The organism is Actinosynnema sp. NPDC037264 (genome assembly GCF_055603705.1).
The window spans coordinates 112,623-136,768 of sequence record NZ_JBVJVK010000017.1; the positions used below are offsets into that span (position 1 = coordinate 112,623).

A 24,146-nucleotide genomic window follows, 5' to 3' on the forward strand; every position below is an offset into this window, starting at 1 on the left:
GGTCGACGCGGGTCGGCCGGAGCCCGGCGCGGGCTAGCGGGGCACGGCGTCGAGGGCTTTGAAGATGCGCTTGTCGGAGACGGTGTAGCGGGTGCCGATGGTCTGGGCGAAGTAGCTCAGCCGCAGTTCCTCGATCATCCAGCGCACCTCGTCGAGTTCGGGGTGCGGTTCGTCGGCGGGCAGGGCGGCGCGCAGTTCGCGGTACTCGGCGTGCACGGCGTGGACGCGGTCCATCCACTCCTGGTCGCGGCGGACGTTCTCGGGCAGCTTCTCCAGCCGGCGGGCGATGCCCTGCAGGTAGCGGTGCACGTCGGCGAGCCGGTCGGCGCCCGCCTCGGTGACGAATCCCTTGTGCACCAGGCCGGTGAACTGGGCGCGGACGTCGGCGGCGGATTCGTCGAACACGGCGCCGCGCAGGCCGTTGAGGCGCAGTTCGACGTCCTGGGCGGCTTCCAGGACGCGGCGGACCTTGTGCACGACGTCGAACGTGGTCTCGCCGAGGCCGCGGCGGACGTGGTCGGTGAGCTTGGTGAACGCGGACTCGGTCCACACGGGGCCGCCGGCGTCGCGCAGGAGCTTGTCGACGGCGGCGGAGATGCAGTCGGCCAGCAGCGGCGCGACACCGCCGTGGGGGTTGCGGGTCAGGGCGAGCTTCTCCGCGTTGTTCAGGCCGCGTTGCAGGGTCTTGACCGGGGACGGGGTGTTGAGCAGGAGCAGTCGGCGGGTGCCGCGCCACATCGCCTGCGCCTGCCGGCCGGGGGTGTCGAGGATCTCCACCGCGACGGTGTCGCCCTTGTCGACCAGGGCGGGGTAGGCGGTGACGACGATGCCGGAGCGCTGTCGCTGCACGGTGCGGGGCAGGTCGCCGATGTCCCAGGTGGTCAGGCCGGTGCGGGCGAGGTTGCTCGCGGCGGCGGCGAGGGTTTCGCGCAGCTGTCCGCGCAGGCGGGCCTTGAGGGCGGAGAGGTCCTTGCCGCGGGCGAGTTCGCGGTCGTTCTCGTCGACGATGGTGAAGGTGAGCTTGAGGTGGTCGGGCACCTGGTCGAGCTGCCACTCCTCGCGGGGCACGACGACGCCGGTGAGGGTGCGCAGTTGGCGTTCCAGGGCGGGCAGCAGGGGTTCGTCGGGGTCGATGCCGGTCAGGGCGGCGGCGGCGACGTCGGGCACGGGCACGAAGTTGCGGCGCAGCGGTTTGGGCAGCGACCGGATGAGCGCGACGACGAGTTCGGTGCGCAGGCCGGGTACCTGCCAGGACAGCGAGTCGTCGGGCAGGGCGGTGAGCGCGGGCAGGGGCAGGGTGACGGTGACGCCGTCGACGGCCGCGCCGGGTTCGAACCGGTAGGTCAGCGGCAGGGTGAGGCCGCCGCGGCGCAGTTCGTCGGGGTAGGCGTCGGGGGTGACCGCGGCGCGGTCGTTGACCAGCATGGCCTTGTCGAAGGTGAGCAGGTCGGGCTGGGTGTGGCGGGTCTTCTTCCACCAGGTGTCGAAGTGCCGGACGGACACGACGTCGGCGGGCACGCGCCGGTCGTAGAAGTCGTAGACGGTCTCCTCGTCCACGACGATGTCGCGGCGGCGGGCCCGGTTCTCCAGTTCCTCGACCTCGGCGAGCAGGTCGCGGTTGTGGTGGAAGAACTTGTGGTGGGTGCTCCACTCCCCCTGCACGAGGGCGTGGCGGATGAACAGCTCGCGGGACAGCTCGGGGTCGATGCGCCCGTAGTTGACCTTGCGCGAGGCGACGATCGGCACGCCGTAGAGGGTGACCTTCTCGAGTGCGACGACGGAGCCGCGCCTGGCTTCCCAGTGGGGTTCGCTGTAGGTGCGCTTGACCAGGTGCTCGGCGAGCTTCTCGGCCCACTCGGGTTCGATCTTGGCCACGGTCCGGCCCCACAGCCGGGACGTCTCGACCAGTTCGGCGGCCATCACCCACTGGGGTGGTTTGCGGAACAGGGCGGAGCCGGGGAAGATCGCGAACTTCGCGTTGCGGGCGCCGAGGTACTCGGTGGCCGCGCGCTTGCCCGGGTCGCGCTTCGGGACGTCCTTGACGCCGATGTGGGACAGCAGCCCGGACAGCAGCGAGACGTGGACGGCGCGCGGGTCGGCGGGCTGGTCGTTGACGTGCACGCCGAGGGTCTTCGCGACCTGCCGCAGCTGCTGGTAGATGTCCTGCCACTCGCGCACGCGCAGGTAGTTGAGGAACTCGGCGCGGCACAGCCTGCGGAACTGGTTGCTCGACAGCTCCTTCTGCTTCTCGCGTAGGTACTGCCACAGGTTGAGGAAAGCGGTGAAGTCGGAGTCGGGGTCTTTGAAGCGGGCGTGGAACTCGTCGGCGGCCTGCTGCTTGTCCGAGGGGCGTTCGCGGGGGTCCTGGATGGACAGCGCGGAGGCGATGACCATGACCTCGCGGACGCAGCCGTTGCGGTCGGCCTCGATGACCATGCGGGCCAGGCGGGGGTCGACGGGCAGCTGGGCGAGCTTGCGGCCCAGCGGGGTGAGCTTCTGCTCGGCGGGCAGGATCGCGCCGAGCTCCTGCAGCAGCTGCACGCCGTCGGTGATGTTGCGGGCCTCGGGCGGGTCGATGAACGGGAACGCGGCGATGTCGCCCAGGCCGATGGAGGTCATCTGCAGGATGACCGAGGCGAGGTTGGTGCGCAGGATCTCCGGGTCGGTGAACTCCGGGCGCGCGTCGAAGTCGTCCTCGCTGTACAGGCGCACGCAGATGCCTTCGGACACGCGGCCGCAGCGGCCCTTGCGCTGGTTGGCCGACGCCTGCGAGACGGGTTCGATGGGCAGCCGCTGCACCTTGAGGCGGTGGCTGTAGCGGGAGATGCGGGCGGTGCCGGGGTCGACGACGTACTTGATGCCGGGCACGGTCAGCGACGTCTCGGCGACGTTGGTGGCGAGCACGACGCGGCGGGCGGTGTGCGGCTGGAAGACGCGGTGCTGCTCGCCGAACGACAGCCGCGCGTACAGCGGCAGGATCTCGGTGTTGCGCAGCTCTAGGGCGGCGAGGGCGTCGGCGGTGTCGCGGATCTCGCGTTCGCCGGAGAGGAACACCAGCACGTCGCCGGGTCCTTCGGCCTGCAGTTCGCGCACGGCGTCGCAGACGGCCTGGGTCTGGTCGCGTTCCGGGTCGGCGTCGGGGTCGTCGGGGTCGACGATCGGGCGGTAGCGGACCTCGACGGGGTAGGTGCGGCCGGAGACCTCGATGACGGGCGCGTCGCCGAAGTGCCGGGAGAACCGCTGGGGGTCGATGGTCGCGGAGGTGATGACGACCTTGAGGTCGGGGCGCTTGGGCAGCAGCTGCTTGAGGTAGCCGAGCAGGAAGTCGACGTTGAGGCTGCGTTCGTGGGCCTCGTCGATGATGATCGTGTCGTAGCGCGACAGCATCCGGTCGGTCTGGATCTCGGCGAGCAGGATGCCGTCGGTCATGAGCTTGACCAGGGTGTCCTCGCCGGACTGGTCGGTGAAGCGGACCTTGTAGCCGATGGCGCTGCCCAGCGGGGTGCCCAGTTCCTGGGCGACGCGTTCGGCGACGGTGCGCGCGGCGAGGCGGCGGGGCTGGGTGTGCCCGATCTGGCCGAGCACGCCGCGGCCGAGCTCCAGGCAGATCTTGGGCAGCTGGGTGGTCTTGCCGGAGCCGGTCTCGCCGGCGACGATCACGACCTGGTGCTCGCGGATGAGCGCGGCGATGTCGTCCTTGCGGTTGCTGACGGGCAGCTCGGCCGGGTAGGTGATCTTCGGCACGGTGTCGCGGCGCAGGGCGACGCGCAGCTCGGCGGCCTCCAGCTCGGCCTCGATCTCGGCGAGGACGGCGGCGCGGGCGCCCTCGTCGCGGACCTTGCGCGCGCCCTCGAGCCTGCGTGCCAGCCTCCGCTGGTCCCGCGACATCAGTTCGGACAGGCGTTTGCGCAGGTCAGCGTGCGACATCTGGTTCATTTGGGTCAAGGATATCGAGGGTGGGCCGGCGGGGCTGCCGATTATCGGCCGGCGGCCACGGCGAGTTGGCGTGACTGGGCGACCAGCTGCCCGGTCGTGTCCCACAGGTCGACGTCCTCCTCGTGGTAGCCGCCGGCGAGGTGCCGGGTGGTGACGCGGGCGGCGAGCCAGTCCGACGCGGGCCGGGCGCGCACGTGGACGGTGAGCTCGACCGTGGCGGAGTCGGTGACGCCGAGTTCGAGGACGGCAGGCGCGGCGCTGTCGACCAGGGTGGACAGACTGGCGGTATCGGCGGGGCGGCCGTCGGCGAAGCGGAGCCAGAACTCGGCGCGCGGCGTGCCGGTGGGCCGGCCCCGGGCCCAGCCGTGGGGTTCGGGCGCGCGCAGGTCGACGCGGTCGGCGACGGTGACGCCGGGCAGGCGCAGGCCGCCGTAGACGTCGACGCACTCGTCGGGCGGCGGCAGGTCGGGCGCCCGGTCGAGGACGTGGGTGCGGCCGGTGGGGCCGCCGAGGTCGGCGTAGGTGGCCACGACGCGGAGCACTTCACGCTCGCCGCAGGTCAGGCGCGCTTCGCCGGTGGACAGCCGTCGGCCGGCGCGCACGACGTCGGTGTCGACGCGGGCCGGTCCGACGACGCCGGGGCGCAGGTAGTGGGCGCCGACGACGAGCGGGTCGGGGTGCGGCAGCACCTCGCCGAGCGCCCGCAGGCAGAACGCGACGAGGTAGCCGCCGTTGGGTCGTCCGCCGGCGCTCGCCCAGCGGTCGGTGAGGTGGGCGGTGAACCGCCCGTCCCCCGTCGCGTCCACCCGCGTGTCGGTGTCCCACTCGTGCATGGGATTCACCCTAGTGGGCGTTACCGGCGGGTAGGTCAGCCGCGGTACGGGCTGCCGCCGTCGAGCATGTCGGTGGCCGTCTTCTTGAGCTGCTTCATCATCAGCACGTTGTGCAGGCCGGGGCCGAAGCTGACCCGCGCCACGCCCAGCGGGGCCAGGTCGTTCGGGGTGGGCGAGCCGGGCCCGTGCGCGATGTTCACCGGACGTCCGCCGACCGCCTCGACGAACGCGGCCACCTGGTCGCCGGGCAGCCGCATCGGGTAGACGCAGTCCGCGCCCGCCTCGAAGTAGGCCTGCGCGCGGCGCACCGCGTCGTCGAACGACTTCCCGCCGTGGAGGAACTCGTCGATCCGGGCGTTGAGCACCACGTCGGCGTCGGCGGCGCGCACGGCGGCCAGGAAGTCGGCCTGCTCGGCGACGTCGACCATCGCCTTGGTGCGGGGGTCGGAGTCCTCCAGGTTGCAGCCGGCCGCGCCCGCCTCGGCGAGGCGCCCGGCGATCTCGGCGGGCGGCAGGTCGTAGCCGCGCTCGATGTCGGCGGTCACCGGCACCCCGACGGCGGCGGCGATGCGGCGCACGGCGTCGAACGCCACGTCGGCGGGCATGTCGTGCCCGTCGGCGAAGCCTAAGGCGGCGGCCACGGCGACGCTGGTGGTCGCCACCGCCGGGTGGCCCGCCTCGGCGAAGACCCGCGCGGAGGAGACGTCCCACGCGTTGGGCACCACCAGCGGCTTGCCCGGCACGTGCAGCGCGCGCAGCGCCTTGGCCGCCTCGGTCACATCGGTCCTGGTCACATCGACTCCCGTTCACGACTCGGGCCGCGGCCGCCCGGCGACCCCGACCCCGTTGCAGCGGTGATCACCGTGATCACCCGTGCCGATACTGCCAGTTCCCCGCGCACCCCGAACACCGCGCCCGGCTGCCCGCGAAGGCCCCGTGACGTCGGTTTTCGGGGGTCTCGCGAGGTTTGTCCGCCCTGGCTCGGCGGGTGGCGCGGCGGCCGTGCGCGCTCGGGGTCCGGCGGCGGGGCCGGCTCGTGGTTAGGGTCCGGTCCGTGTCGAACGAGTGGGCCGTCGCGGGGGTGGACCTGCACCTGGAGCTCGATCCGGCGTCGTCGCGGCGCGGCGGGCTGGAGCGCGCGTTGCGGGAGGCGATCCGGGCGGGGCGGTTGGCGCCGGGCGCCCGGTTGCCCGCGACCCGGAGGCTGGCCGCGGAGCTCGGGTTGGCCCGCAACACGGTGGCCGCCGCCTACGACCAGCTGGTCGCGGAGGGCTACCTGACCGCGCGGCGGGGTGCCGGCACGCGGGTCGCGCCGCTGCCCCGGGCCGATCCGCCCGCCGCGGCCCCCGCGCCGGTCGCGCCGAGGCCGCGGCACGACCTGACGCCGGGCAGCCCGGACGTGTCGGCGTTCCCGACCGCGGCCTGGTTGCGGGCCACGCGCCGGGCGTTGGCCGCGGCGCCGGCGAGCGCGCACGGGTACGGCGATCCGCGCGGCCGGGTGGAGCTGCGCGCGGCGTTGGCCGAGTACCTGGGCCGCACGCGCGGTGTGCGGGCCTCGCCGGAGCGGATCGTGGTGACCTCCGGGTACGTGCAGGCGTTGGCGCTGCTGGCGTCGGTGCTGGACGGGCCGGTGGCGATGGAGGACCCCGGGCTGCCGTTCCACCGCGACGTCGTGGCGCGGACCGGGCGCCACGTGGTGCCCTTGCCGGTGGACGAGCGGGGCGCGACGACACCGGCCGACGACGTGGCCGCGGCGGTGGTGACGCCCGCCCACCAGTACCCCACCGGCGTGCCGCTGCACCCGTCGCGGCGCCACGCGTTGACCGCGTGGGCGCGCGAGTCCGGCGGGGTGCTGGTGGAGGACGACTACGACGGCGAGTTCCGCTACGACCGGCAGCCGTTGGGCGCGGTGCAGGGCACGGCGCCCGATCACGTGGTGTACGCGGGCAGCGCGTCGAAGACGGTCGGCCCGGGCGTGCGGTTGGGGTGGCTGGTGCTGCCGCCGCGCTGGGTGGACCCGGTGGTGGACGCGAAGCTGCACGCCGACCACCACACCGAGGTCGTGGGCCAGCTGGCGCTGGCCGACCTGATCGGCACCCACGCCTACGACCGGCACATCCGGGGCTGCCGGCTGCGCTACCGGCGTCGCCGCGACCTGCTGGTGCGGCGGCTGGACGACCTCGGCGTGCCGGCGCACGGCGTGTCCGCGGGGCTGCACGTGCTGGTGGAGCACCCGGACGAGGCGGCCGTGCTGGCCCGCGCCGCCGGGCACGGGCTGGCGCTGTCGGGGTTGCGCGACCACTGGCACGACCCGGACCGCGCGACGCGGCAGGGCGTGGTCGTGGGGTACGCGACCCCCGCCGAGCACGCCTACCGCGCCGCGCTGGACGCGTTGGCCCGCGCCCTTACGGCGTGAGGTCCAGGGCCGCGCCGAAGCTGCCGTCCATGTAGAACGGGGTCGAGGTGTGCTCGTGGGCGATGCGCCACGCGCCGTCCACCCGCCGCAGGCACACCGTGGAGCGGAACCACAGGTCGAACGCCTCGTGGTGGCCGCGCGGCACGGCGGACATGCGGTTGAGGCTGCGGCAGAACGCGAGATCGCCCTCGGCCGTGACGTGGAGGTCGCGGATCTCGTAGTCCACGGCGGAGTCGAACGTGGCGAACCAGGCGCGCATCGCCTCCGGGTCGACCACTTCGGGCGCGGTGTGCGCCAGCGGCGGCGCCAGGGTGAAGGTGACGGCGTCGGGCAGGTAGTCGGCGACCAGGCGGTCCGCGTCGCCGGCGCGCATCGCGGCGGCCCGCCGGTCGAACAGGTCGGCGATGTCGGTGTGCTCGGTCATGGTGGTTCCTCTCCGGTGGAGCACCCCGCTCGGGCGCCCGTCACGGGGGACGTAGAAGCTGGACGTCCGTTCTCGACATCCCCGGACCGGTTTCCCGGAGGTTCTGGTGAAGTACCTCGTCCTGATCTACAGCAACCCCGACTCGCGCGCGATCTGGGACCGGATGGCCGAGGAGGACCGGGCCGCCGGCCTGGACGCCTACGCGGCGTTGGACGAGGAGCTGGCCGCCTCCGGCGAGCTGATCGTCTCCGAGGCGCTGGCCGACCCGGCCCGGACGACGCGGGTGACCGTGCGCGACGGGCAGGCGCTGACCACCGACGGGCCGTTCGCCGAGGCCAAGGAGCTGCTGGCCGGGATCTACCTGGTGGACGTCGAGACGCCGGAACGGGCGGTGCAGATCGCGGCCCGCGTCCCCGAGGCGGCCCTGGGCCTGGTGCAGGTGCGGCCGGTGCGGCCCTCGCTGGAGGACTTCCTCCGGTGACCGCGATCGGCCCGCTGCTGCGGGAGCTCGCGCCGCGCGTGCTCGGCGCGGTGGTGCGCCACCACGGCGGCTTCGACGCGTGCGAGGACGCCGTGCAGGAGGCGCTGCTGGCCGCCGCCACCCGCTGGCCCGTCGACGGCGTGCCCGACAACCCCGCCGGGTGGCTGATCACGGTCGCCTCGCGGCGGCGGATCGAGCTGTGGCGCGCCGACACCGCCCGGCGGCGCCGCGAGGAGGCGGTGTTCGCCCTGACACCGCCCGACCCGGAGCCCGCGCCCGGGGTGGACGACACGCTGACGCTGCTCCTGCTGTGCTGCCACCCGTCGTTGACGCCGCCCTCGCGGGTGGCGCTGACGCTGCGCGCCGTGGGCGGGCTGACCACCGCCGAGATCGCCCGGGCGTTCCTGGTGCCCGAGGCCACGGTGGCGCAGCGCATCAGCCGCGCCAAGCAGCGCATCAAAGCCGCCGGCGCCCGCTTCGACCTGCCACCCGAGGACGAGCGCGACGACCGGCTCGACGCCGTGCGGCACGTGCTGTACCTGGTGTTCACCGAGGGCCACACCGCCAGCTCCGGCGCCGACCTGCACCGGGTCGACCTCTCCGGCGAGGCGATCCGCCTGGCCCGCGACCTGGCCGCCCGGCTGCCCGGCGACGGCGAGACCACCGGACTGCTCGCGCTGATGCTGCTCACCGACGCCCGCCGGCCCGCCCGCACCCGACCCGACGGCGCGCTCGTGCCGCTGGCCGAGCAGGACCGCGCCCTCTGGGACGCCGACCTGATCGCCGAGGGCACACGGCTGGTCCGCGACGCGCTGACCACCACCGCGATCGGCCCCTACCAGCTGCAGGCCGCGATCGCCGCCCTGCACGCCGAGGCCCGCGACGCCGCCGACACCGACTGGAAGCAGATCCTCGGCCTGTACGACCTGCTGCACTCCATCACCCCCGGCCCGATGGTGGCGCTCAACCGGATCGTCGCCGCCGCCATGGTCCACGGACCCGCCGTCGGCCTGGCCCGGCTGGCCGACGCCGAGGCGGACCCGGCGCTGGCCGGGCACCACCGGCTCGACGCCGTGCGCGCGCACCTGCTGGACCTGGCGGGCGACCACGACACCGCCCGCGACCACTACGCCCGCGCCGCCCGCGCCACGCTCAGCCTGCCCGAACGCCGCTACCTCGAAGAACGGGCCCGACCCGGGTAGCCGGCGTGCCGATGCGCCAACCACAACCCGCCGTTCGGCGGCTGGCGCGCCGGCACCCCGGCCGATGAGCTGGATCACGCGATGAGTCGGGGGACGACCCATCGAGGGGGAGTTGGTTTGTTCCTACCCGTGCCGGTGCCCGCGCTGCCGCCCAGCACCGCACTGGCCGAGCTGGCGACCGCGGGCGAGCACCACGCCTGGCTGGCGGGCACCACCGGCGTGTTCACCAGCCGCGCGTCCGCGCCGCTCGTGCTGAGCTGGACCGGCGAGACCTGGCGCGAGGAGCCCCTGCCCCACCTGCCCGCCGCGGCCAGCCTGTCCGGGGTGTCCGCCGCCGCGCCCGACGACGTCTGGGCGGTCGGCAACAGCGCCGGCCGCCCCCTCGTGCTGCACTACGACGGCACCACCTGGCAGGTCGTCGCCACACCCCGCATCACCTGGGCCAAAGCCGTCACCGCCGTCGGCCGCGACGACGTCCACGTGGTCGGCACCGGCCGCGACGCCCTGCACTACGACGGCACGACCTGGCGACTGCGCGCCGCGGTGTCCTCCGCCCGCGAAAGCCTCCACACCATCGCCGCCGCCGGACCCCACCACGTGTGGGCGGGCGGCGGCGGCCTCGCCGGCGCCGGACCCGCCACCTACGAGTACCCCGTGCTCGTCCGCTGGGACGGCACCGGCTGGACCGAGGTCGCCGGACCCCGCGTCGAACGCGGCCACGTCGCCCGCCTAGCCGCCACCGCCCCCGACGACGTGTGGCTCGGCCACGCCCGCGACACCGAAGGCCTGCGCGTGCACCGCTGGGACGGCGCCCAGTGGACCAGCGTCCCCCCACCCCGCGACACCGGCCGGCTCAGCGTGCACGGCGTCGCCGCCGGCTGGACCTGGGGCGTGCGCGCCACCCGCGGCTCCTTCGAGACCCGACCCGCGTTCCACCGCTGGACCGGCGCCGGCTGGACCGCCGTGGCACTGCCCGAGGACCTCGCCCGCGCCTCCGCCTCCCACGTCGGCCTCGCCACCACCGGCGCCACCACCTGGGCCTACCTGAAAACCGCCGCCGGCGTGCACGTGCTGCGCCACACGCTCCCGTGACCTCCCACCACACCCTGGGTCACACTGTCGCGTGACCTTCCGCCTCACCGTCCTGGGCACCGCCACGCCCTACCCCCGCCCCGGCAACCCCTGCTCCGGCTACCTGCTGCGCACCGAGCACACCGCCGTGTGGGTCGACGCCGGCCCCGGCACCCTCGCCGAGCTGCAACGCCACCACCGCCCCGACCTCCTCGACGCGGTCTGGATCTCCCACACCCACGCCGACCACGCCGCCGACCTGCTGCCCTACTACTACGCGCTGCTGTTCGCCGACCGACAACCGCACGCGCCCATCCCGCTCTACGGCCCACCCGGACTCGCCGACCGCCTGGAGACCTTCCTCGCCGGCGCGTCGCCCAACCCGGCCTCCGCCGCGTTCACCGTGCACGAACTGCACGACGGGCACCGCGCCGAGATCGGCGACCTCACCCTCACGAGCCGCGCCGTCGAGCACGGCCTGCCCGCCTTCGGCCTGCGCGCCACCCACGGCGACGCCGTCTTCGCCTACTCCGGCGACACCGGCCCCTGCCAGGCCCTCGACGACCTCGCCGACGGCGCCGACCTGTTCCTCTGCGAAGCCGACGGCGCCGGACCCCACCACTGCTCCCCCGAGGACGCCGCCGCCGCGGGCCGCCGCGCCCGACGCCTCCTGCTCACCCACGTCGGCCACACCATCGGCACCGTCCACGCCGCCGAACGCGCCCACGCCCCCGTCGCACGACCAGGTGAAACATTCACGATCAGGTGATCCCAGGCGGGTGAAGTCTCACGCCTCCCGGACCGCGCCCACCCGCGCCAACCGACGCGCCAACGCCACCCCCATCCCCGCCGCCACCAGCAACGGACCCGCCAACTGCGCCACCGTCGCCACCACCACCGGCGACCCCGGCAACACCAACACCACCAACAACACCACCGTGCCCACCACCCACGACACGGTGATCGCCGACCGCGCACCCAACGCGATCAACGCCGGCTGCAACACCTGAGCCACCATCAACAAGATCGTCCCCACCCCCAACGCACCCATCAACACCCACGACAACTCCGCCTCCGCCCCGAAGAACACCCGCACCGCCCACGGACCCAACACCGCCGACCCCACCGCACCCACCACACCCACCACCAACACCCACACCGTGATCCGCCGCAACACCGCCCGCACCGCACCCAGATCACCCCGCGTCGCCGCCTCCGTCAACCCCGGCAACAACAACGCCTGCACCGGCGAGAACACGAACAACGGCACCCTCACCAGGATGAACGCCGACGAGAACGCCAACGCCAACGCCGCGTCCTGCGGCAACCGCGCCGTCACCACGATCGGCGCCACGTTCGCCACCGCCTGCACCAACAACCCCGCCAACACCAACAACGCCAAACCCTCCACACCCTCCCGCGGCCCCTCCCCGGCCACCACCCCACCCACCACCGGCGCCGACCTCGACCGCAACCACACCAACCCCGCCACCACACCCACGACCGTCCCCAACGCGAACGTCAACCCGAACACACCCGCACTCGCCACACCCACCGCCACCACCACGACCGCACCGAACAAACGAGCGAATCCCTCACCCGCCAAAGTCGCCGCATAACCCGAGAACCGCTGCATTCCACCCAACACACCACGCGCCAGGTAAATAGCCGCCGAAGTCACCACCGCCACCACCACCGCCACGAACAACGGCCACGACCCTTTCAACGACCGATCCACCAACACCGGCGACACCAACACCAGCACCGCCACCACGCCCAACGTCAGCACCACACCCTCACGACCCACCCGACGCACCGCCCCACCAGGCCGTTCACCCCTCGCCAACGCCCGCGACGTCGCATGACTCGCCTGCTGCTCCAACGCCGAGAAGATCCCCGGACCCACGATGTTCGCCAACAGGTAGAACGCCGCCACCGCCGCCGCGTCCACCGCCGACAGCGAATGACCCGCGATCGCCACGAACGCGTAACCGGACGCACCGAGAACCAACGTGCCCAACCCCACGACGACAGCAGGGCTCAACCGACGCGGGGGCATGATGTCTGCGCTCACCGCCAACACAGTAGGCTGCCTCGTCGCCACCTCCTGATAGCCGGTATCCCCGGTGCTCGGGTGGAACCACGAGGGGCAGCGCGCAAGGGGAAGGGTCGTGGCAAGGGGATGGGCGTTCCGCACCGCAGCCTGATCGTCGGTCGTGCGAGGTGACCATGAACGGCATCGACATCATGCTCCCCCACTACGGGGACATCTCGTACCTGAAGACCGCCGTGCGCAGCGTCATCGCCCAGGACGACGGCAACTGGCGCCTCACCGTCGTCGACGACAGCGTCACCGACAACGAACTCCCCGAGTGGTTCGACTCGCTGCGCGACGACCGCGTCCGCTACCAGCGCAACGACCACAACATCGGCATCAACGCCAACTTCCAGAAGTGCCTCGAACTCGCCGAGCGCGACTTCCTCGTGGTCATGGGCTCCGACGACGCCATGCTGCCCAACTACGTCAGCACCGTCCGCCGCACCACCCAGCGCTACCCCGACGCCGACGTCGTCCAAGCAGGCGTCGAAGTCATCGACAGCGCCGGCCAGGTCGTCCGACCCCTCACCGACCGCGTCAAGCGCAACCTCTACGCCCCCGACACCACCACCCCCAAGATCATGGGCGGCGAAGACCTCGTCGTCAGCCTCCTGCGCGGCAACTGGACCTACTTCCCCTCCCTGTGCTGGCGCCGCGAAGCCCTCAAAGACCTCAGCTTCCGCCCCGGCCTCAGCGTCGTCCTCGACCTCGCCCTCATGCTCGACCTCCTCGAACGCGGCGGACAACTCGTCGTCGTCCCCGACCTCTGCTTCCAGTACCGCCGCCACGACGCCAGCGTCTCCTCCTCCCTGGCCTCCCTCGGCGGACGCTTCACCGAAGAACACGACTTCTTCCTCGACGTCGCCCGACACATGGACGACATCGGCTGGCACCGCGCCGCCAAAGCCGCCCGCCTCCACCTCTCCTCCCGCCTCCACGCGCTGCTCCTGCTCCCCGGAGCCGTCAGCTCCAGGCAGACCGCCAGCGCCAAACTCCTCGTCCGCCACGCATTCGGAACCACCAAACCCGTGAGGAAGTGATCGACGGTGCTGTCGACCGCGCCAGAACACACGCCGCGGCCCAGCCCCGAGCACACCCCGCCGCCGCCCCACACCGCACAACCCCGCCGAGGATGGCTCTTCGCCGCCGAAGCCGTCGTGTCCGTGGCCGCCGCCGCGCTGATGGTGCTCCTCGCCCGCGGCATCGAGGTCAACCCCCTCGACCGGATCGGCCAGATCAGCGGCCTCGCCGCACTCCAACTCCGGTTCGCCCTCATCGCCGTCGTGCTGCTGGCCCTCGCCATCGTCACCGCACGCGTCCGCTGGGTCGCCCACGCCCCACTCGCCCGCAGGATCGCCGCCACCACCGCGGCCGGCCTCTACGGCGGACTCGTCGCCGGCGCCGTCCTCGTCGCCCTCCGCGGCGCCTCCTGGGGCCTCAACGCCAACGGCGGCGACTCCGGCGCCCTCACCCGCTGGGCCCAGACCCTCATCGACACCGGCACCATGCAAGCCGACTACCCACCCGGCTGGGTCCACGCCCTCGCCTGGTACTCCCAGCTCACCGACACCTCACCCGGCTACAGCCTCAAAGTCCTCCAGATCGCCGGCACCGCCCTCTTCGGACCCGTCGCCTACCTGTCCTGGCGACTGCTGCTCTCACCCCTGTGGGCACTCGGCATCGGCGTCGTCCCCGCCATGGTGCTCATCGACCCGTACAAGCCCTACACCAACCTCATGCTCGTCGCGATGGTCCCGCTCCTGCTCGTCCTGCTTCGCCGGCTCCGCCGCGCCGGCGACACCCCCTGGCGCGGCATCGTGCTGCACGGCATCGGCGCCGGCATCGCCCTCGGCCTGGTGTTCCTCCTCTACTCCGGCTGGTTCGTCTGGTCCGCACCCGGCGTGCTCATCTCGGCCCTCGTGCTGTTCCCCTGGCGCACCGGCCCCCTCAAGGGCCTCGCCCTGATCGCGATCACCGCCGCCGTCTTCGTCGCCGTCTCCTTCCGCCACCTCTTCGGCCTGCTCACCGCCTCCGGCTCGGTCAAGGACCGCTACTTCTACTGGGACACCTGGACCGAACCCACCTACCTCGCGATGTGGCGCAGCGACCTGCCCGGCAACACCGGACCCTGGCCACCACCCGGCGAACTCGGCGGCGTCGGCCTGTTCACCATCCTCGCCCTCGTCGGCCTCGCCGCCGCCATTGCCGTGGCACGCCACCGCACCGTCGTCATCGTCCTGACCTCGGTGTTCACCGGCGCCTGGCTGCTGCGCTTCTACTTCGGCTCCCAGATGTACGCCGCCGACGCGGTGCAGCTCTGGCCGCGCAGCACCGCCGAACTGCTCTACTGCCTGCTCCTGCTCACCGGCTTCGCCGGCTACTACGCCGTGCGCCGCTTCGACGGCGTCGCCCGCGTCCGCGACGCGATCACCTCCCCGTCGACCGGCATCGGCGTGCTCGCCGCGCTGCTCCTGCTCATCGCCTCCGCGGGCTCCTCCACCGGCGACCGGTACATGCCGCGCACCGACAACTCGCTCGGCTACCTCGCCACCAGCGCGCACCTGATCAAGCAGCCCGACGGCAGCTGCTCGGCCTACGCGCACACCCTGGGCAAGGGCTGCTTCGAGTCGACCGACCCCCGGTTCGGCGAGACGCTGCTCGAACTGGCCGAACTCGGACCCAAGCGCGGCGAGCTGCCGCACCCGCCCCCGGGCGGCTGATCACGGCACGTGACGTTGGGGGCGGTCGGGGAGTGATCCGGCCGCCCCTCGTCGTGTCGGCCCCTGTCCGCGCCGGGTGGGTCCGAGGAATCGCGGCCGGACATGCGGAAGTCACCCGGCGAGGTGAAAATCAAGATCGTGCTGAAGCTGACCGCGACGGTGCTCGACGCACCAGACGCCCAAGCCCTCGCCCGCTTCTACCGCGACCTGCTCGGCTGGTCCCCCGGCGCCGACGAACCCGGCTGGGCCACGCTGCGCCCGCCCGACGGCGGCGCCGGGCTGTCGTTCCAGACCGAATCCCGCTACCACCGCCCCACCTGGCCCGCGGCCGACGGCGACCAGCAGATGATGGCGCACCTGGACATCGAGGTGGACGACCTGGAGACCGCCGGCGCGCACGCGGTCGCGACCGGGGCCACGCTCGCCGAGTACCAGCCGCAGGAGAACGTGCGCGTCTACCTCGACCCGGCGGGCCACCCGTTCTGCCTGTACGTGGACGCCTGAGCCGGGATCACGGCGGCCCGATCGCCCGGGTGATGGAGTCCAGCACGCCGGGGAACCGGTGTTCCATCTCCGCGCGCCGCAGCTCGTGGGTGCGGTAGCTGCCCTGGGGCGTCACGCGCAGCACCCCGGCCTCGCGGAGCACCTTGAGGTGGTGCGACAGCGTCGACATGCTGACCGGCACGTCGAACTGGCCGCACACGATCCCGCCCGATCGGGCCAGCTCGGCCACGATCCGCAGTCGCACCGGGTCCGCGAGCGCGCTGAGCACGGTCGCGAGACGCATGTCTTCCACGTCCGGGTGTTGTAGGGCGCGCACGGTTTCGCATAGTAGCGACCACGGTCAAGTGGTCTATTAATCCACACTGAAGATATTAAGGCTATCGACGATGTTAGGGTGACAAGGTGACCTTGCCGGAGCCGGTGCGCGCCGAACTCGACCGCGTGCGGCACGCACCGCTGGTGGACTTCGCCGCGCTGGCGCAGGTCCGCCGCCGGTTCGACGAGGAGCAGGCCGACGCGCTGTCGGGCTACCTGCGGGCCGCGCAGTCGGCGAACACCCTGCGCGCCTACCGCTCGGACTGGGTGGGCTGGGCGGCGTGGTGCGAGGCCGAGGGCCGGGTGGCGCTGCCCGCGGACCCGGTGGACGTGGCGGTGTACCTGGCGGTCGCGGCGGACACGACGAAGGCCGACGGCTCCCCCGCGTTCGGTCCGTCCACACTGGAACGCAAGGCGGCGGCGATCGCCGCGGTGCACGCCGCCGGCGGGCTGCCCTCGCCCACGCGGTCGGACGTGGTGCGGTTGACGTTGCGCGGCATCCGCCGCACCCGGCAGACGCAGCCGCGGCGCAAGCGGCCGGTGCTGCTGGGCACGTTGGAGGCGTTGTTGGCGGAGCTGCCGCCGCCGGGCTGGCCGACGGGCGTGACGCGGCGGCGTGACGCGCTGCTGCTGCTCGTGGGGTTCGCGGGCGCGTTGCGGCGCAGCGAGTTGGCGGCGGTGGCGTTGCAGGACGTCACGGTGGACGTGGACGCGCGCACGCACGAGCCGCTGCTGCTGGTCGAGCTGGGCGTGACGAAGACCGACCAGACCGGCGCGCACCGGCAGCGCGTGGTGCTCCCCCGCGGCGCGCGCAGGCCCACGTGCCCGGTGTGTGCGTACGCGGACTGGGTGGACGTGCTGACGGCGCCGGAACCGCGGGCGTTGATCGAGGACGAGGGTGATCCGTCGGCGACGCACCGCTGCCACTCCTACCGGCCCGGTCCGCTGCGGGGCCCGTTGTTCCCGTCGGTGAGCCGGCACGGGCGGCTGGGCGGCCGGTCGATGTCGGACCGGGCGGTGTCGGACGTGGTGAAGCGGTACGCGGCGCGGGCCGGGCTGGACCCGGCGCTGTTCGGCGGCCACTCGCTGCGGGCGGGGTTCGCCACGCAGGCGGCGCTGGGCGGCGCGAGCGACCGGGAGATCATGCGGCAGGGCCGCTGGACGAACCCGCGCACGGTGCACCGCTACATCCGCACCGCGAACCCGTTGGAGGACAACGCGGTCACCCGCCTCGGACTGTGATCAAGGGCGCACCGCGGGTTGTTAACTTCTAACACGCCCGGTTCTTCCGGGCGGGACCGGACGGGCTAACCGGTTAGGGCGTCGGCCCGCTTGCGCGGTTTGTTTCCGCGGTGTTTCCACGTGCGTTGAGCTGCGGTTTTGGTCGCTTCATCGGCGTGGGTGTGCGTGCTGACCTGCGCAGGCGACCCGACGCCGCCGGACGTCCAGCCCGCGGGAGGGCGTTCACCCGCGCCGTCGCGCCAATACGATCGTCTTCACGAGGCCGCCCGCCCCGGCCAAGCGCACCGTGGCCCCCGGACTACCCTGCACTGTCCGGGGGCCACGCGCTGCTCGCACCGCCCGCGTCAGGCGCCGGTCGCACCGCCCACGACGGCGTCGGAGGACGGCGGCTCCTCGGTCTTCTCCGGCGGTGGCGCCAGCACGGACAGGTCGCCGCCGTTGTCGTTGACCCGCAGCACGAACGGCCGGGTCTCGGTGTACTGCACGACCGACACCGAGGCGGGGTCGACGACGATGCGCTGGAACCCGTCCAGGTGCACGCCGAGCGCGTCGGCGAGGACGGCTTTGATCACGTCGCCGTGGCTGCACGCGAGCCACACGGCGCGGGGCCCGTGCTCGGCGGTGACGCGGGCGTCGTGCGCCCGGATCGCGGCCACGGCGCGCGCCTGCACGGTCGCGAGCCCTTCGCCGTCGGGGAACACCGCCGCGGACGGGTGCTGCTGCACGACCGACCACAGGGGTTCGGCGACCAACTCCTTGATCTCGCGCCCGGTCCACTGGCCGTAGTCGACCTCGGCGAGGTCGGGTTCGACGACCGGGTCGAGGCCGAGCCGGTCGAGCAGGGGCGCGAGGGTCTGCCGGCAGCGTTCCAGCGGGGAGGTCACCACCGCGGCCACGGGCACGCCGGCGAGCCGGTCGACCAGGGCCGCGGCCTGCTCCACGCCCCGGTCCGAGAGCGTCACGCCGGGTTGCCGGCCCGCGAGGACGCCCGCTCCGTTGGCGGTGGAGCGGGCGTGTCGCAGCAGGATCACGGTAGCCACGTGGCCACCCTATGTCGGGTTGATGAGCCCCATCGACAGCAGCCCCATCAGGACGATGCCGAGCAGCAGCCGGTACCACACGAACGCCGAGTAGCTGTGCTTGGAGACGTAGCGCAGCAGCCAGGCGATCGTGGCGTAGCCGACGACGAACGCGACGATCGTCGCGGCGATCATCTGCGGCACCGACGCGGCGTTGGGCTCGGAGCGGTCGAGCACGTCGGGGAGGCTGAACAGCCCGGCGCCGAACACGGCGGGCAGGGCCAGCAGGAATGAGTAGCGCGCGGCCGAGGCGCGGTCCAGGCCGAGGAACAGGCCCGCGGTGAGGGTCCCGCCGGAGCGGGACACGCCCGGGATCAGCGCCATCGCCTGGGCCAGGCCCATGCCGACGGCGTCCTTGAGCTGGAGCTTGGTGCGCAGGTGCTGGGCGAACTGGTCGGCGAGGCCGAGCAGCAGGCCGAACACCACCAGCACGGTGGCGGTGATCCACAGGTTGCGCAGCGACGAGCGGATCTCGTCCTTGAACAGGTAGCCCAGCACGCTGATCGGGATGGACCCGATGATCACGTACCAGGCCATGCGGTAGTCCTCGGTCTTGCGCGCGGCCTTGCTGAACAGGCCGCGGAACCAGGCCGCGATGAAGTTGCCGATGTCCTTGGCGAAGTAGATCAGCACCGCGACTTCGGTGCCCAGCTGGATCACGGCGGTGAACGACGCGCCCGCGTCGTTGCCGAAGAACAGCGTGGAGACGATCCTGACGTGCGCCGACGAGGAAATGGGCAGGAATTCCGTGAGTCCTTGGACGAGTCCTAGGACAAGGGCCTGCAACCAGCTCAACTACCCACTCCTGCCAGATCCAGAGCTTCGGTCGCCGTGCGGAGCGCGGCGATCCCCTGCTCGAGATCTTGCAGCATGGGCGAAAGCGTCAGCGTGGTGACCCCCGCTTCGGCGTAGGCGCGCATCTTGTCGGCGATGCGCTCCTTGGTGCCGAGCAGGGACGTGCCGTCGAGGAAACCGAGCGGCAGGGCGGCCATCGCGCCGTCGTAGTCGCGGGCGAGGTAGCGGTCCTGGACCTCCGCGGCCTCGGCGGCGAAGCCCATGCGCACGGCGTTGTCGTTGTAGAAGTTCTTCTTCCGGCTGCCCATGCCGCCGACGTAGAGCGCCGCGTAGGGCCGGATCCGGTCGGCGCAGGCGCGCCAGTCCTCGCCGACGACCATCGGCACGGTGGCGGCGATGTCGTACCCGTCGAGGGTCTTGCCCGCCTTGTCGCGGCCCGCCTTGAGCGAGGCCAGCGCGTCGCCGGAGTGCTCGGGCGAGAGGAACAGCGCGAGCCAGCCGTCGGCGATCTCGCCGGCCAGCTCGACGTTCTTCGGGCCGACGGCGGCCAGGTAGATCGGGATGTGCTCGCGCACGGGGTGCACGGTCAGCTTGATGGCCTTGCCGGGGCCGTCGGGCAGCGGCAGCGTGTAGTGCTCGCCCTCGTAGGAGAGCCGCTCGCGGCGCAGGGCGGTGTTGACGATGTCGACGTACTCGCGGGTGCGGCCCAGGGGCTTGTCGAACCGGACGCCGTGCCAGCCCTCCGACACCTGCGGCCCCGACACGCCGAGGCCGAGCCGGAACCGGCCGCCGGACAGGGAGTCCAGGGTGGCGGCGGTCATCGCGGTCATCGCCGGCGTCCGCGCGGGGATCTGCAGGATCGCGCTGCCCACGTCGACGCGCTGGGTCTGCGCGGCCACCCACGCCAGGACCGTGGGCGCGTCGGAGCCGTAGGCCTCGGCGGCCCACACCACCGAGTAGCCCAGCCGATCGGCTTCCCTGGCCAGTTCGAGGTTCGCGGCGTCGTTGCCCGCGCCCCAGTACCCGAGGTTCAGTCCCAGTCGCACGAACCGAGACCCTACCGGTCGGTAACCTGGTTGGCCAGGTGACACCCCCGGCGGGTGCGTCCCGATCGTGACGGGATCAGGCCTTGACCGGCGCGTGCCACGAGCCGCCGGAATGTCGATCACCCTTTAGGCTCCCCCGCGTGGAACAGCGATACCTCGGGCGCAGCGGACTGCGGGTCTCCCGGATGGCCCTGGGCACGATGACCTGGGGCCGGGACACGGACGCGGACGAGGCGGCCACCCAGCTGCTCGCCTTCACCGAGGCGGGCGGCACGCTGGTGGACACCGCCGACGTGTACGTGGAGGGCGAGAGCGAGCGGATCCTGGGCGGCCTGCTGGGCGAGGTCGTGCCGCGGGAGGAGCTGGTGATCGCGACGAAGGCGGTGGCGCGGCGCAACGACGGCCCGTTCGGCGGCGGCGCGTCGCGCGGGGCCCTGCTGCACGCGTTGGACGGGTCGCTGCGCCGGTTGGGCGTGGAGCACATCGACCTGTGGCAGCTGCACGCGTGGGACCCGAACGTGCCGCTGGAGGAGACGCTCTCGGCGCTGGACACGGCGGTGGCGTCGGGCCGGGTGCGCTACGCGGGCGTGTCGAACTACTCGGGCTGGCAGCTGGGCACGGCGGCGGCGCTGCCGGGGCACACGCCGCTGGTGTCGACGCAGGTGGAGTACTCGCTGCTGGAGCGCGGCGTGGAGCGGGAGGTGGCGCCGGCGGCGCAGCACCACGGTGTCGGGCTGCTGCCGTGGGCCCCGCTGGGGCGGGGCGTGCTGACCGGCAAGTACCGCAACGGCACGCCGTCGGACTCGCGGGGCGCGTCGGCGCACTTCGCCGGGTACGTCGAGCAGCACCGCACGGAGCGGGCGGCGCGGATCGTGCAGGCGGTGGCGACGGCGGCGGACGGGCTGGGCACGAGCGCGTTGTGCGTGGCGCTGGCGTGGGTGCGCGACCGGCCGGGCGTGGTGGCGCCGGTGGTGGGCGCGCGGGACACCGCTCAGCTGCTGGGGTCGTTGGCGGCGGAGGAGCTGACGTTGCCGCCGGCGATCCGGGCGGCGTTGGACGACGTGAGCGCGGTGGAGTTCGGCTACCCCGAGCGACCGCTCGGCTGAGTCGCCGCCGGCCGTAGCGGAAGAAGTCGCACTGCTCGATCGTGGTGCCGATGAGGTTGGCGTGGCCCGGTGTCACCCGTGTGACGTGGAGCCGCCGAGCAGGGTGTCGTCCACCAGCCGGAACCACTCGCGGACCCCGTCGAGCCGGTCTTCGAGCCAGGTGGCGACGTCGGCGGCGAGGTCGAGGGCGCGGGGCGTGCGGACGTGGCCGGCGAGGTGCTCGACGAGGGTCTGGATGCGCCGCACGGGTGGCGGGTGGTTGCCCGCGAACGGGACGGTGAGGCCGAGCTGGTCGGCGAGCCGGTCGGTGACCTCGTGCAGGAACAGCACCAGCAGCACCGCGCCGACCACGTACGGCTCGTGCGCTTCGAGCTCGCGGTGCCCGAGGCCGTCCAGGGTGCGCAGCATGATCGTGGCGGCGACGCGGTCGGCCTCGTGCTCGCGCGGCCAGCCGACGGACTGCGCGTCGAGCGCGCCGACCGGGGTGTGGGGGTCGGTGCGGCGGCGGGCGTGCCGCAGGTGCCCGGCCAGCACGTGCCCGACCTCGTGCGCCAGCGTGAACTGCGTGCCGCGGCGCGCCATCAGCGAGACCAGCGCGGCGCGTTGCCCGGACAGCTCGGGCAGCCGCCGCGCCTGGACCGCGCCGTTGCCGTACAGGTGGGCGTTCACGGCCTCGGCCAGGGCGTAGGTCGCCTGGTCGGTGCTCAGCAGGGGCGGGGTGCCGTAGTTCGGCAGCGCCCCGGTCATGATCTTCAGCACGGTGCCGAGCAGGTCCAGCAGCGAGGTGTTGACCAGCACGAGCACGCCGCGGCCGGGCACGGGGACGCTGAGCGCGTCGAGGGTGCCGGTGGGGAACACGCCCGCCAGCACCGGGATGGTGACGTCCCAGCCCGCGGTGCGGGCCAGGTGCAGCACCTCGGGTTGCAGCGCGTCGAGGGTGTGCTGCTGTTCGCGCAGGTGGGCGGGTCGGTAGGCGGCGGGCCTGACCCGCACCTCGACCAGGCGCGCGAGCAGGGCGGGCGGCGGCTCGGCGGCCACCTGGGTCCACGTGTGGTAGCGCGCGGCGGTGTCGCCGGGGTGCGCCGGCGGGTCGAGGTGGTCGGCCACCCGCCGGTCCCGCAGCAGTTGCACGTGCCGATCCCGCAGCTCCTCGACCGTCATCGCGACGCCTCCCCGTTCACCTGGGATAGTCGCCGGGAAGGGCTCGGAGGTACGGGTGCGGCGCGACTATCACCTTCCCAGACCAACGACAACACCCGCCCCCTGCGTGACGATGGGGGTTCGGTGATGGATGCTGGGAGGGCTGAACGGGTCGACTGGGAGGTCCGACGTTGCGCCGACTGGCGGCGGTAGTGCTCACCGGGGTCGCGTTGGTCTCGGGCTGTGCGACGGAGGAGAACCCGGCGGATCCGTTGCAGCTCGCGGCCACGTTGGAGCCCGCGCGACCCGCGGCGTCACCGGAGCAGGCGGGCGTCCCGCAGGGCCGGGTGGTGCCGCTGGGGCGGGCGACGTCGGTCGCGGTCGCGGGCGGTCGGGTGGCGGTGGCGCTGGCCGATCCGCCGTCGGTGGCCCTCTATTCCGCCGACACGCTGGGTGACCCCGTGGTGGTGCCGTTGCCCGGTCCGGCGGAACGGCTCGTGACCGTCGGTGACGCGGTGGAGGCGGTGGTGCCCGCCGGTGTCGTGGTGACGGTCCGGCCGGACGGCTCGACCTCGCAGCGCGCGGTGGACGGCGCCCCGGTGGACTTGGCGCGGGTGGGCGACCGGACGTTGGTGGCGCAGCGCGACCTGCGGCAGGTGTCGGTGGACGGGCACGTGGTGCGCGGCATCTCCAGCCCGGACCGGCTGGTCGCGGTGGGCGGCGCGGCGGTGGTGCTGGACCGGCCGCGCAGCGCGGTGTTCGACCTCGACCCGGGCGCCGACGGGCCGGGCGCGGGGTTGCGCGCGGGCGAGGGCGCGACGAACGCGGTGGCCGACCGGTTCGGCCGGGTGCTGGTGGTGGACACGCGCGGCGGTGAGCTGATGGCGTTCTCCGCCGACCCGTTGATCATGCGGTTGCGCTACCCGGTGCCGGGTGCGCCGTACGGGATGGCTTACGACGGGGCGCGTGACCTGGTGTGGATCACGCTCACGGAGCGCAACGAGGTCGTGGCGTTCGACGTGGCCGGCGCGGAGCCGGTGGAGAGGCACCGGTTCGCCACGGTCCGCCAGCCGGACTCGGTGGCGGTCGATCCAGGCAGCGGGCGCGTGTTCGTCGCGTCCGGGGACGGCGCAGGGATGCAGGTGATCGGATGATGGGCGATGGGGTGGTCGACGGGGACTGGGAGTACCGGCCGCTGCGGCTGCCGGCCGGTGTCTCCCGTCGCACGGCGACGACGCAGCTGACGATCCACGCGGAGTTCGCCGGGTGGGAGCTGTCGCGGACGTTGTTGTTCGGTGACGGTTCGCGCAAGGTGTGGCTGCGGCGCAAGCGGTCGGCCGCCGTGATGCCGGGTGTGATCACCTAGGGCCGGTCCGGCGCGGGGTTCCCGGGCGCGACCGTCGCGGCGGTCGCGGCGGACCCGTTCGGCCGACCACCACACCTGTGGTACCACAGGTGTGGTGAAGCCGGCTCGACCTGCGGTTTCCTCCTGACTCCATCCGCTGTGGACGGTGTGGCTCAGGTCGGTGGCGGCGGGTCGGTGGCGGCGGGTTTCGATGAGCCAGCCGCCGAGTCGTAGCGCGCCCCGGTGGCGAGGCGGGCGGGGTCCGGCCTTCGTCGCGGGTGACCGGTCGTCGCGGGCCGCTCAGAAGTCGCCGTTGCGGGCCGCGCGGCTGGTCCACGTTGGACGGATTACCGCGTTCGAGGCCTGTCCCCCGTGGCGTCTTCCCCCGCCTCG

22 protein-coding genes are annotated in these 24,146 nt (G+C 73.1%); 12 read left to right on the plus strand and 10 right to left on the minus strand.

The window, feature by feature from the left end; all coding sequences use genetic code 11:
* Positions 1-33: 33 nt before the first annotated feature.
* From hrpA to ACZ7GX_RS20745, 3 genes are read right to left on the minus strand one after another with little or no spacing between them, the layout of a single operon-like run.
* Entirely contained in the window at positions 34-3,936 is a 3,903-nt protein-coding gene (gene hrpA / locus ACZ7GX_RS20735; RefSeq protein ID WP_498778683.1) for an ATP-dependent RNA helicase HrpA, read from the minus strand.
* 41 nt (positions 3,937-3,977) lie between these two features.
* Positions 3,978-4,769, minus strand: coding sequence for a thioesterase family protein (locus ACZ7GX_RS20740; protein ID WP_498778684.1), 792 nt, complete (start codon positions 4,767-4,769; stop codon positions 3,978-3,980).
* 35 nt (positions 4,770-4,804) lie between these two features.
* A complete protein-coding gene (locus ACZ7GX_RS20745) occupies positions 4,805-5,563 on the minus strand; it encodes an isocitrate lyase/PEP mutase family protein (protein WP_498778685.1) in 759 nt (252 codons plus the stop codon).
* A 260-nt stretch (positions 5,564-5,823) separates the two neighbouring features.
* Between ACZ7GX_RS20745 and pdxR the strand changes: the two genes are divergently transcribed.
* A complete protein-coding gene (gene pdxR, locus ACZ7GX_RS20750; protein ID WP_498778686.1) occupies positions 5,824-7,185 on the plus strand; it encodes a MocR-like pyridoxine biosynthesis transcription factor PdxR in 1,362 nt (453 codons plus the stop codon).
* On the opposite strand, the gene ACZ7GX_RS20755 is transcribed toward pdxR, so the two are convergent.
* Positions 7,175-7,609, minus strand: a complete 435-nt coding sequence (locus ACZ7GX_RS20755) for a YybH family protein (protein WP_498778687.1) — start codon at positions 7,607-7,609, stop codon at positions 7,175-7,177. The two genes, pdxR and ACZ7GX_RS20755, sit on opposite strands and share 11 nt — an antisense overlap.
* Positions 7,610-7,715: 106 nt before the next feature.
* Here ACZ7GX_RS20755 and ACZ7GX_RS20760 point away from each other — a divergent pair, with 106 nt between their 5' ends.
* From ACZ7GX_RS20760 to ACZ7GX_RS20775, 4 genes are all read left to right on the plus strand, one after another.
* A complete protein-coding gene (locus ACZ7GX_RS20760) occupies positions 7,716-8,090 on the plus strand; it encodes a YciI family protein (protein ID WP_498778688.1) in 375 nt (124 codons plus the stop codon).
* Entirely contained in the window at positions 8,087-9,292 is a 1,206-nt protein-coding gene (locus tag ACZ7GX_RS20765) for an RNA polymerase sigma factor (protein ID WP_498778689.1), read from the plus strand. The genes ACZ7GX_RS20760 and ACZ7GX_RS20765 overlap by 4 nt, the downstream gene beginning before the upstream one ends.
* A 117-nt stretch (positions 9,293-9,409) precedes the next feature.
* Entirely contained in the window at positions 9,410-10,384 is a 975-nt protein-coding gene (locus ACZ7GX_RS20770) for a hypothetical protein (RefSeq protein WP_498778690.1), read from the plus strand.
* A gap of 31 nt (positions 10,385-10,415) precedes the next feature.
* A complete protein-coding gene (locus ACZ7GX_RS20775) occupies positions 10,416-11,132 on the plus strand; it encodes an MBL fold metallo-hydrolase (RefSeq protein ID WP_498778691.1) in 717 nt (238 codons plus the stop codon).
* 18 nt (positions 11,133-11,150) lie between these two features.
* Here the strand turns inward: ACZ7GX_RS20775 and ACZ7GX_RS20780 are convergent, their stop codons facing one another.
* On the minus strand, positions 11,151-12,437 hold the full coding sequence (locus ACZ7GX_RS20780; RefSeq protein WP_498778692.1) for a hypothetical protein: 1,287 nt from the start codon (positions 12,435-12,437) through the stop codon (positions 11,151-11,153).
* A gap of 155 nt (positions 12,438-12,592) precedes the next feature.
* Here ACZ7GX_RS20780 and ACZ7GX_RS20785 point away from each other — a divergent pair, with 155 nt between their 5' ends.
* From ACZ7GX_RS20785 to ACZ7GX_RS20795, 3 genes are all read left to right on the plus strand, one after another.
* Positions 12,593-13,501, plus strand: coding sequence for a glycosyltransferase family 2 protein (locus tag ACZ7GX_RS20785; RefSeq protein ID WP_498778693.1), 909 nt, complete (start codon positions 12,593-12,595; stop codon positions 13,499-13,501).
* A 6-nt stretch (positions 13,502-13,507) separates the two neighbouring features.
* Positions 13,508-15,181 (plus strand): hypothetical protein, encoded by a 1,674-nt coding sequence (locus tag ACZ7GX_RS20790; RefSeq protein ID WP_498778694.1) that lies wholly within the window; start codon positions 13,508-13,510, stop codon positions 15,179-15,181.
* Positions 15,182-15,322: 141 nt separating this feature from the next.
* Positions 15,323-15,685, plus strand: coding sequence for a VOC family protein (locus ACZ7GX_RS20795; RefSeq protein ID WP_498778725.1), 363 nt, complete (start codon positions 15,323-15,325; stop codon positions 15,683-15,685).
* Positions 15,686-15,692: 7 nt separating this feature from the next.
* Here ACZ7GX_RS20795 and ACZ7GX_RS20800 read toward each other — a convergent pair whose 3' ends face one another.
* Positions 15,693-15,968, minus strand: a complete 276-nt coding sequence (locus tag ACZ7GX_RS20800) for an ArsR/SmtB family transcription factor (RefSeq protein ID WP_230568548.1) — start codon at positions 15,966-15,968, stop codon at positions 15,693-15,695.
* Between the two features lie 119 nt (positions 15,969-16,087).
* On the opposite strand from ACZ7GX_RS20800, the gene ACZ7GX_RS20805 reads away from it, so the two are divergent.
* Positions 16,088-17,242: a site-specific integrase gene (locus tag ACZ7GX_RS20805; RefSeq protein ID WP_498778695.1), complete on the plus strand. Its 1,155-nt coding sequence runs from the start codon at positions 16,088-16,090 to the stop codon at positions 17,240-17,242.
* A 344-nt stretch (positions 17,243-17,586) separates the two neighbouring features.
* On the opposite strand, the gene ACZ7GX_RS20810 is transcribed toward ACZ7GX_RS20805, so the two are convergent.
* Genes ACZ7GX_RS20810 through ACZ7GX_RS20820 form a run of 3 tightly spaced genes read right to left on the minus strand, consistent with a single transcriptional unit; the run spans position 17,587 to position 20,162 of the window.
* Positions 17,587-18,282 carry a histidine phosphatase family protein gene (locus tag ACZ7GX_RS20810; RefSeq protein WP_498778696.1) on the minus strand — a complete coding sequence of 232 codons (696 nt, stop codon included), beginning with the start codon at positions 18,280-18,282 and terminating at the stop codon, positions 17,587-17,589.
* Positions 18,283-18,291: 9 nt separating this feature from the next.
* Entirely contained in the window at positions 18,292-19,116 is an 825-nt protein-coding gene (locus ACZ7GX_RS20815) for an undecaprenyl-diphosphate phosphatase (RefSeq protein WP_498778697.1), read from the minus strand.
* The gene (locus tag ACZ7GX_RS20820; RefSeq protein ID WP_498778698.1) at positions 19,113-20,162 is read right to left on the minus strand and encodes an LLM class F420-dependent oxidoreductase; all 1,050 of its coding nucleotides are present in this window, start codon (positions 20,160-20,162) and stop codon (positions 19,113-19,115) included. Before ACZ7GX_RS20820 ends, ACZ7GX_RS20815 begins: the two co-directional genes overlap by 4 nt.
* 140 nt (positions 20,163-20,302) lie before the next feature.
* Here ACZ7GX_RS20820 and ACZ7GX_RS20825 point away from each other — a divergent pair, with 140 nt between their 5' ends.
* Complete coding sequence (locus ACZ7GX_RS20825) at positions 20,303-21,268, plus strand: aldo/keto reductase (RefSeq protein ID WP_498778699.1); 966 nt, start codon at positions 20,303-20,305, stop codon at positions 21,266-21,268.
* A 72-nt stretch (positions 21,269-21,340) separates the two neighbouring features.
* Here ACZ7GX_RS20825 and ACZ7GX_RS20830 read toward each other — a convergent pair whose 3' ends face one another.
* Entirely contained in the window at positions 21,341-22,429 is a 1,089-nt protein-coding gene (locus ACZ7GX_RS20830) for a M48 family metalloprotease (RefSeq protein ID WP_498778700.1), read from the minus strand.
* A 170-nt stretch (positions 22,430-22,599) separates the two neighbouring features.
* Between ACZ7GX_RS20830 and ACZ7GX_RS20835 the strand changes: the two genes are divergently transcribed.
* Both ACZ7GX_RS20835 and ACZ7GX_RS20840 read left to right on the plus strand, forming a co-directional pair.
* Positions 22,600-23,562: a YncE family protein gene (locus ACZ7GX_RS20835; protein WP_498778701.1), complete on the plus strand. Its 963-nt coding sequence runs from the start codon at positions 22,600-22,602 to the stop codon at positions 23,560-23,562.
* Positions 23,562-23,774 carry a DUF5703 family protein gene (locus tag ACZ7GX_RS20840; RefSeq protein ID WP_498778726.1) on the plus strand — a complete coding sequence of 71 codons (213 nt, stop codon included), beginning with the start codon at positions 23,562-23,564 and terminating at the stop codon, positions 23,772-23,774. The genes ACZ7GX_RS20835 and ACZ7GX_RS20840 overlap by 1 nt, the downstream gene beginning before the upstream one ends.
* Positions 23,775-24,146: the final 372 nt, after the last annotated feature.

Coding starts and splice junctions, on each gene's coding strand:
- hrpA (WP_498778683.1), bottom strand. CDS start 3,936: ATGAACCAGATGTCGCACGCTGACCTGCGCAAACGCCTGTCCGAACTG.
- ACZ7GX_RS20740 (WP_498778684.1), bottom strand. CDS start 4,769: ATGCACGAGTGGGACACCGACACGCGGGTGGACGCGACGGGGGACGGG.
- ACZ7GX_RS20755 (WP_498778687.1), bottom strand. CDS start 7,609: ATGACCGAGCACACCGACATCGCCGACCTGTTCGACCGGCGGGCCGCC.
- ACZ7GX_RS20785 (WP_498778693.1), top strand. CDS start 12,593: ATGAACGGCATCGACATCATGCTCCCCCACTACGGGGACATCTCGTAC.
- ACZ7GX_RS20800 (WP_230568548.1), bottom strand. CDS start 15,968: ATGCGTCTCGCGACCGTGCTCAGCGCGCTCGCGGACCCGGTGCGACTG.
- ACZ7GX_RS20830 (WP_498778700.1), bottom strand. CDS start 22,429: ATGACGGTCGAGGAGCTGCGGGATCGGCACGTGCAACTGCTGCGGGAC.
- ACZ7GX_RS20840 (WP_498778726.1), top strand. CDS start 23,562: ATGGGCGATGGGGTGGTCGACGGGGACTGGGAGTACCGGCCGCTGCGG.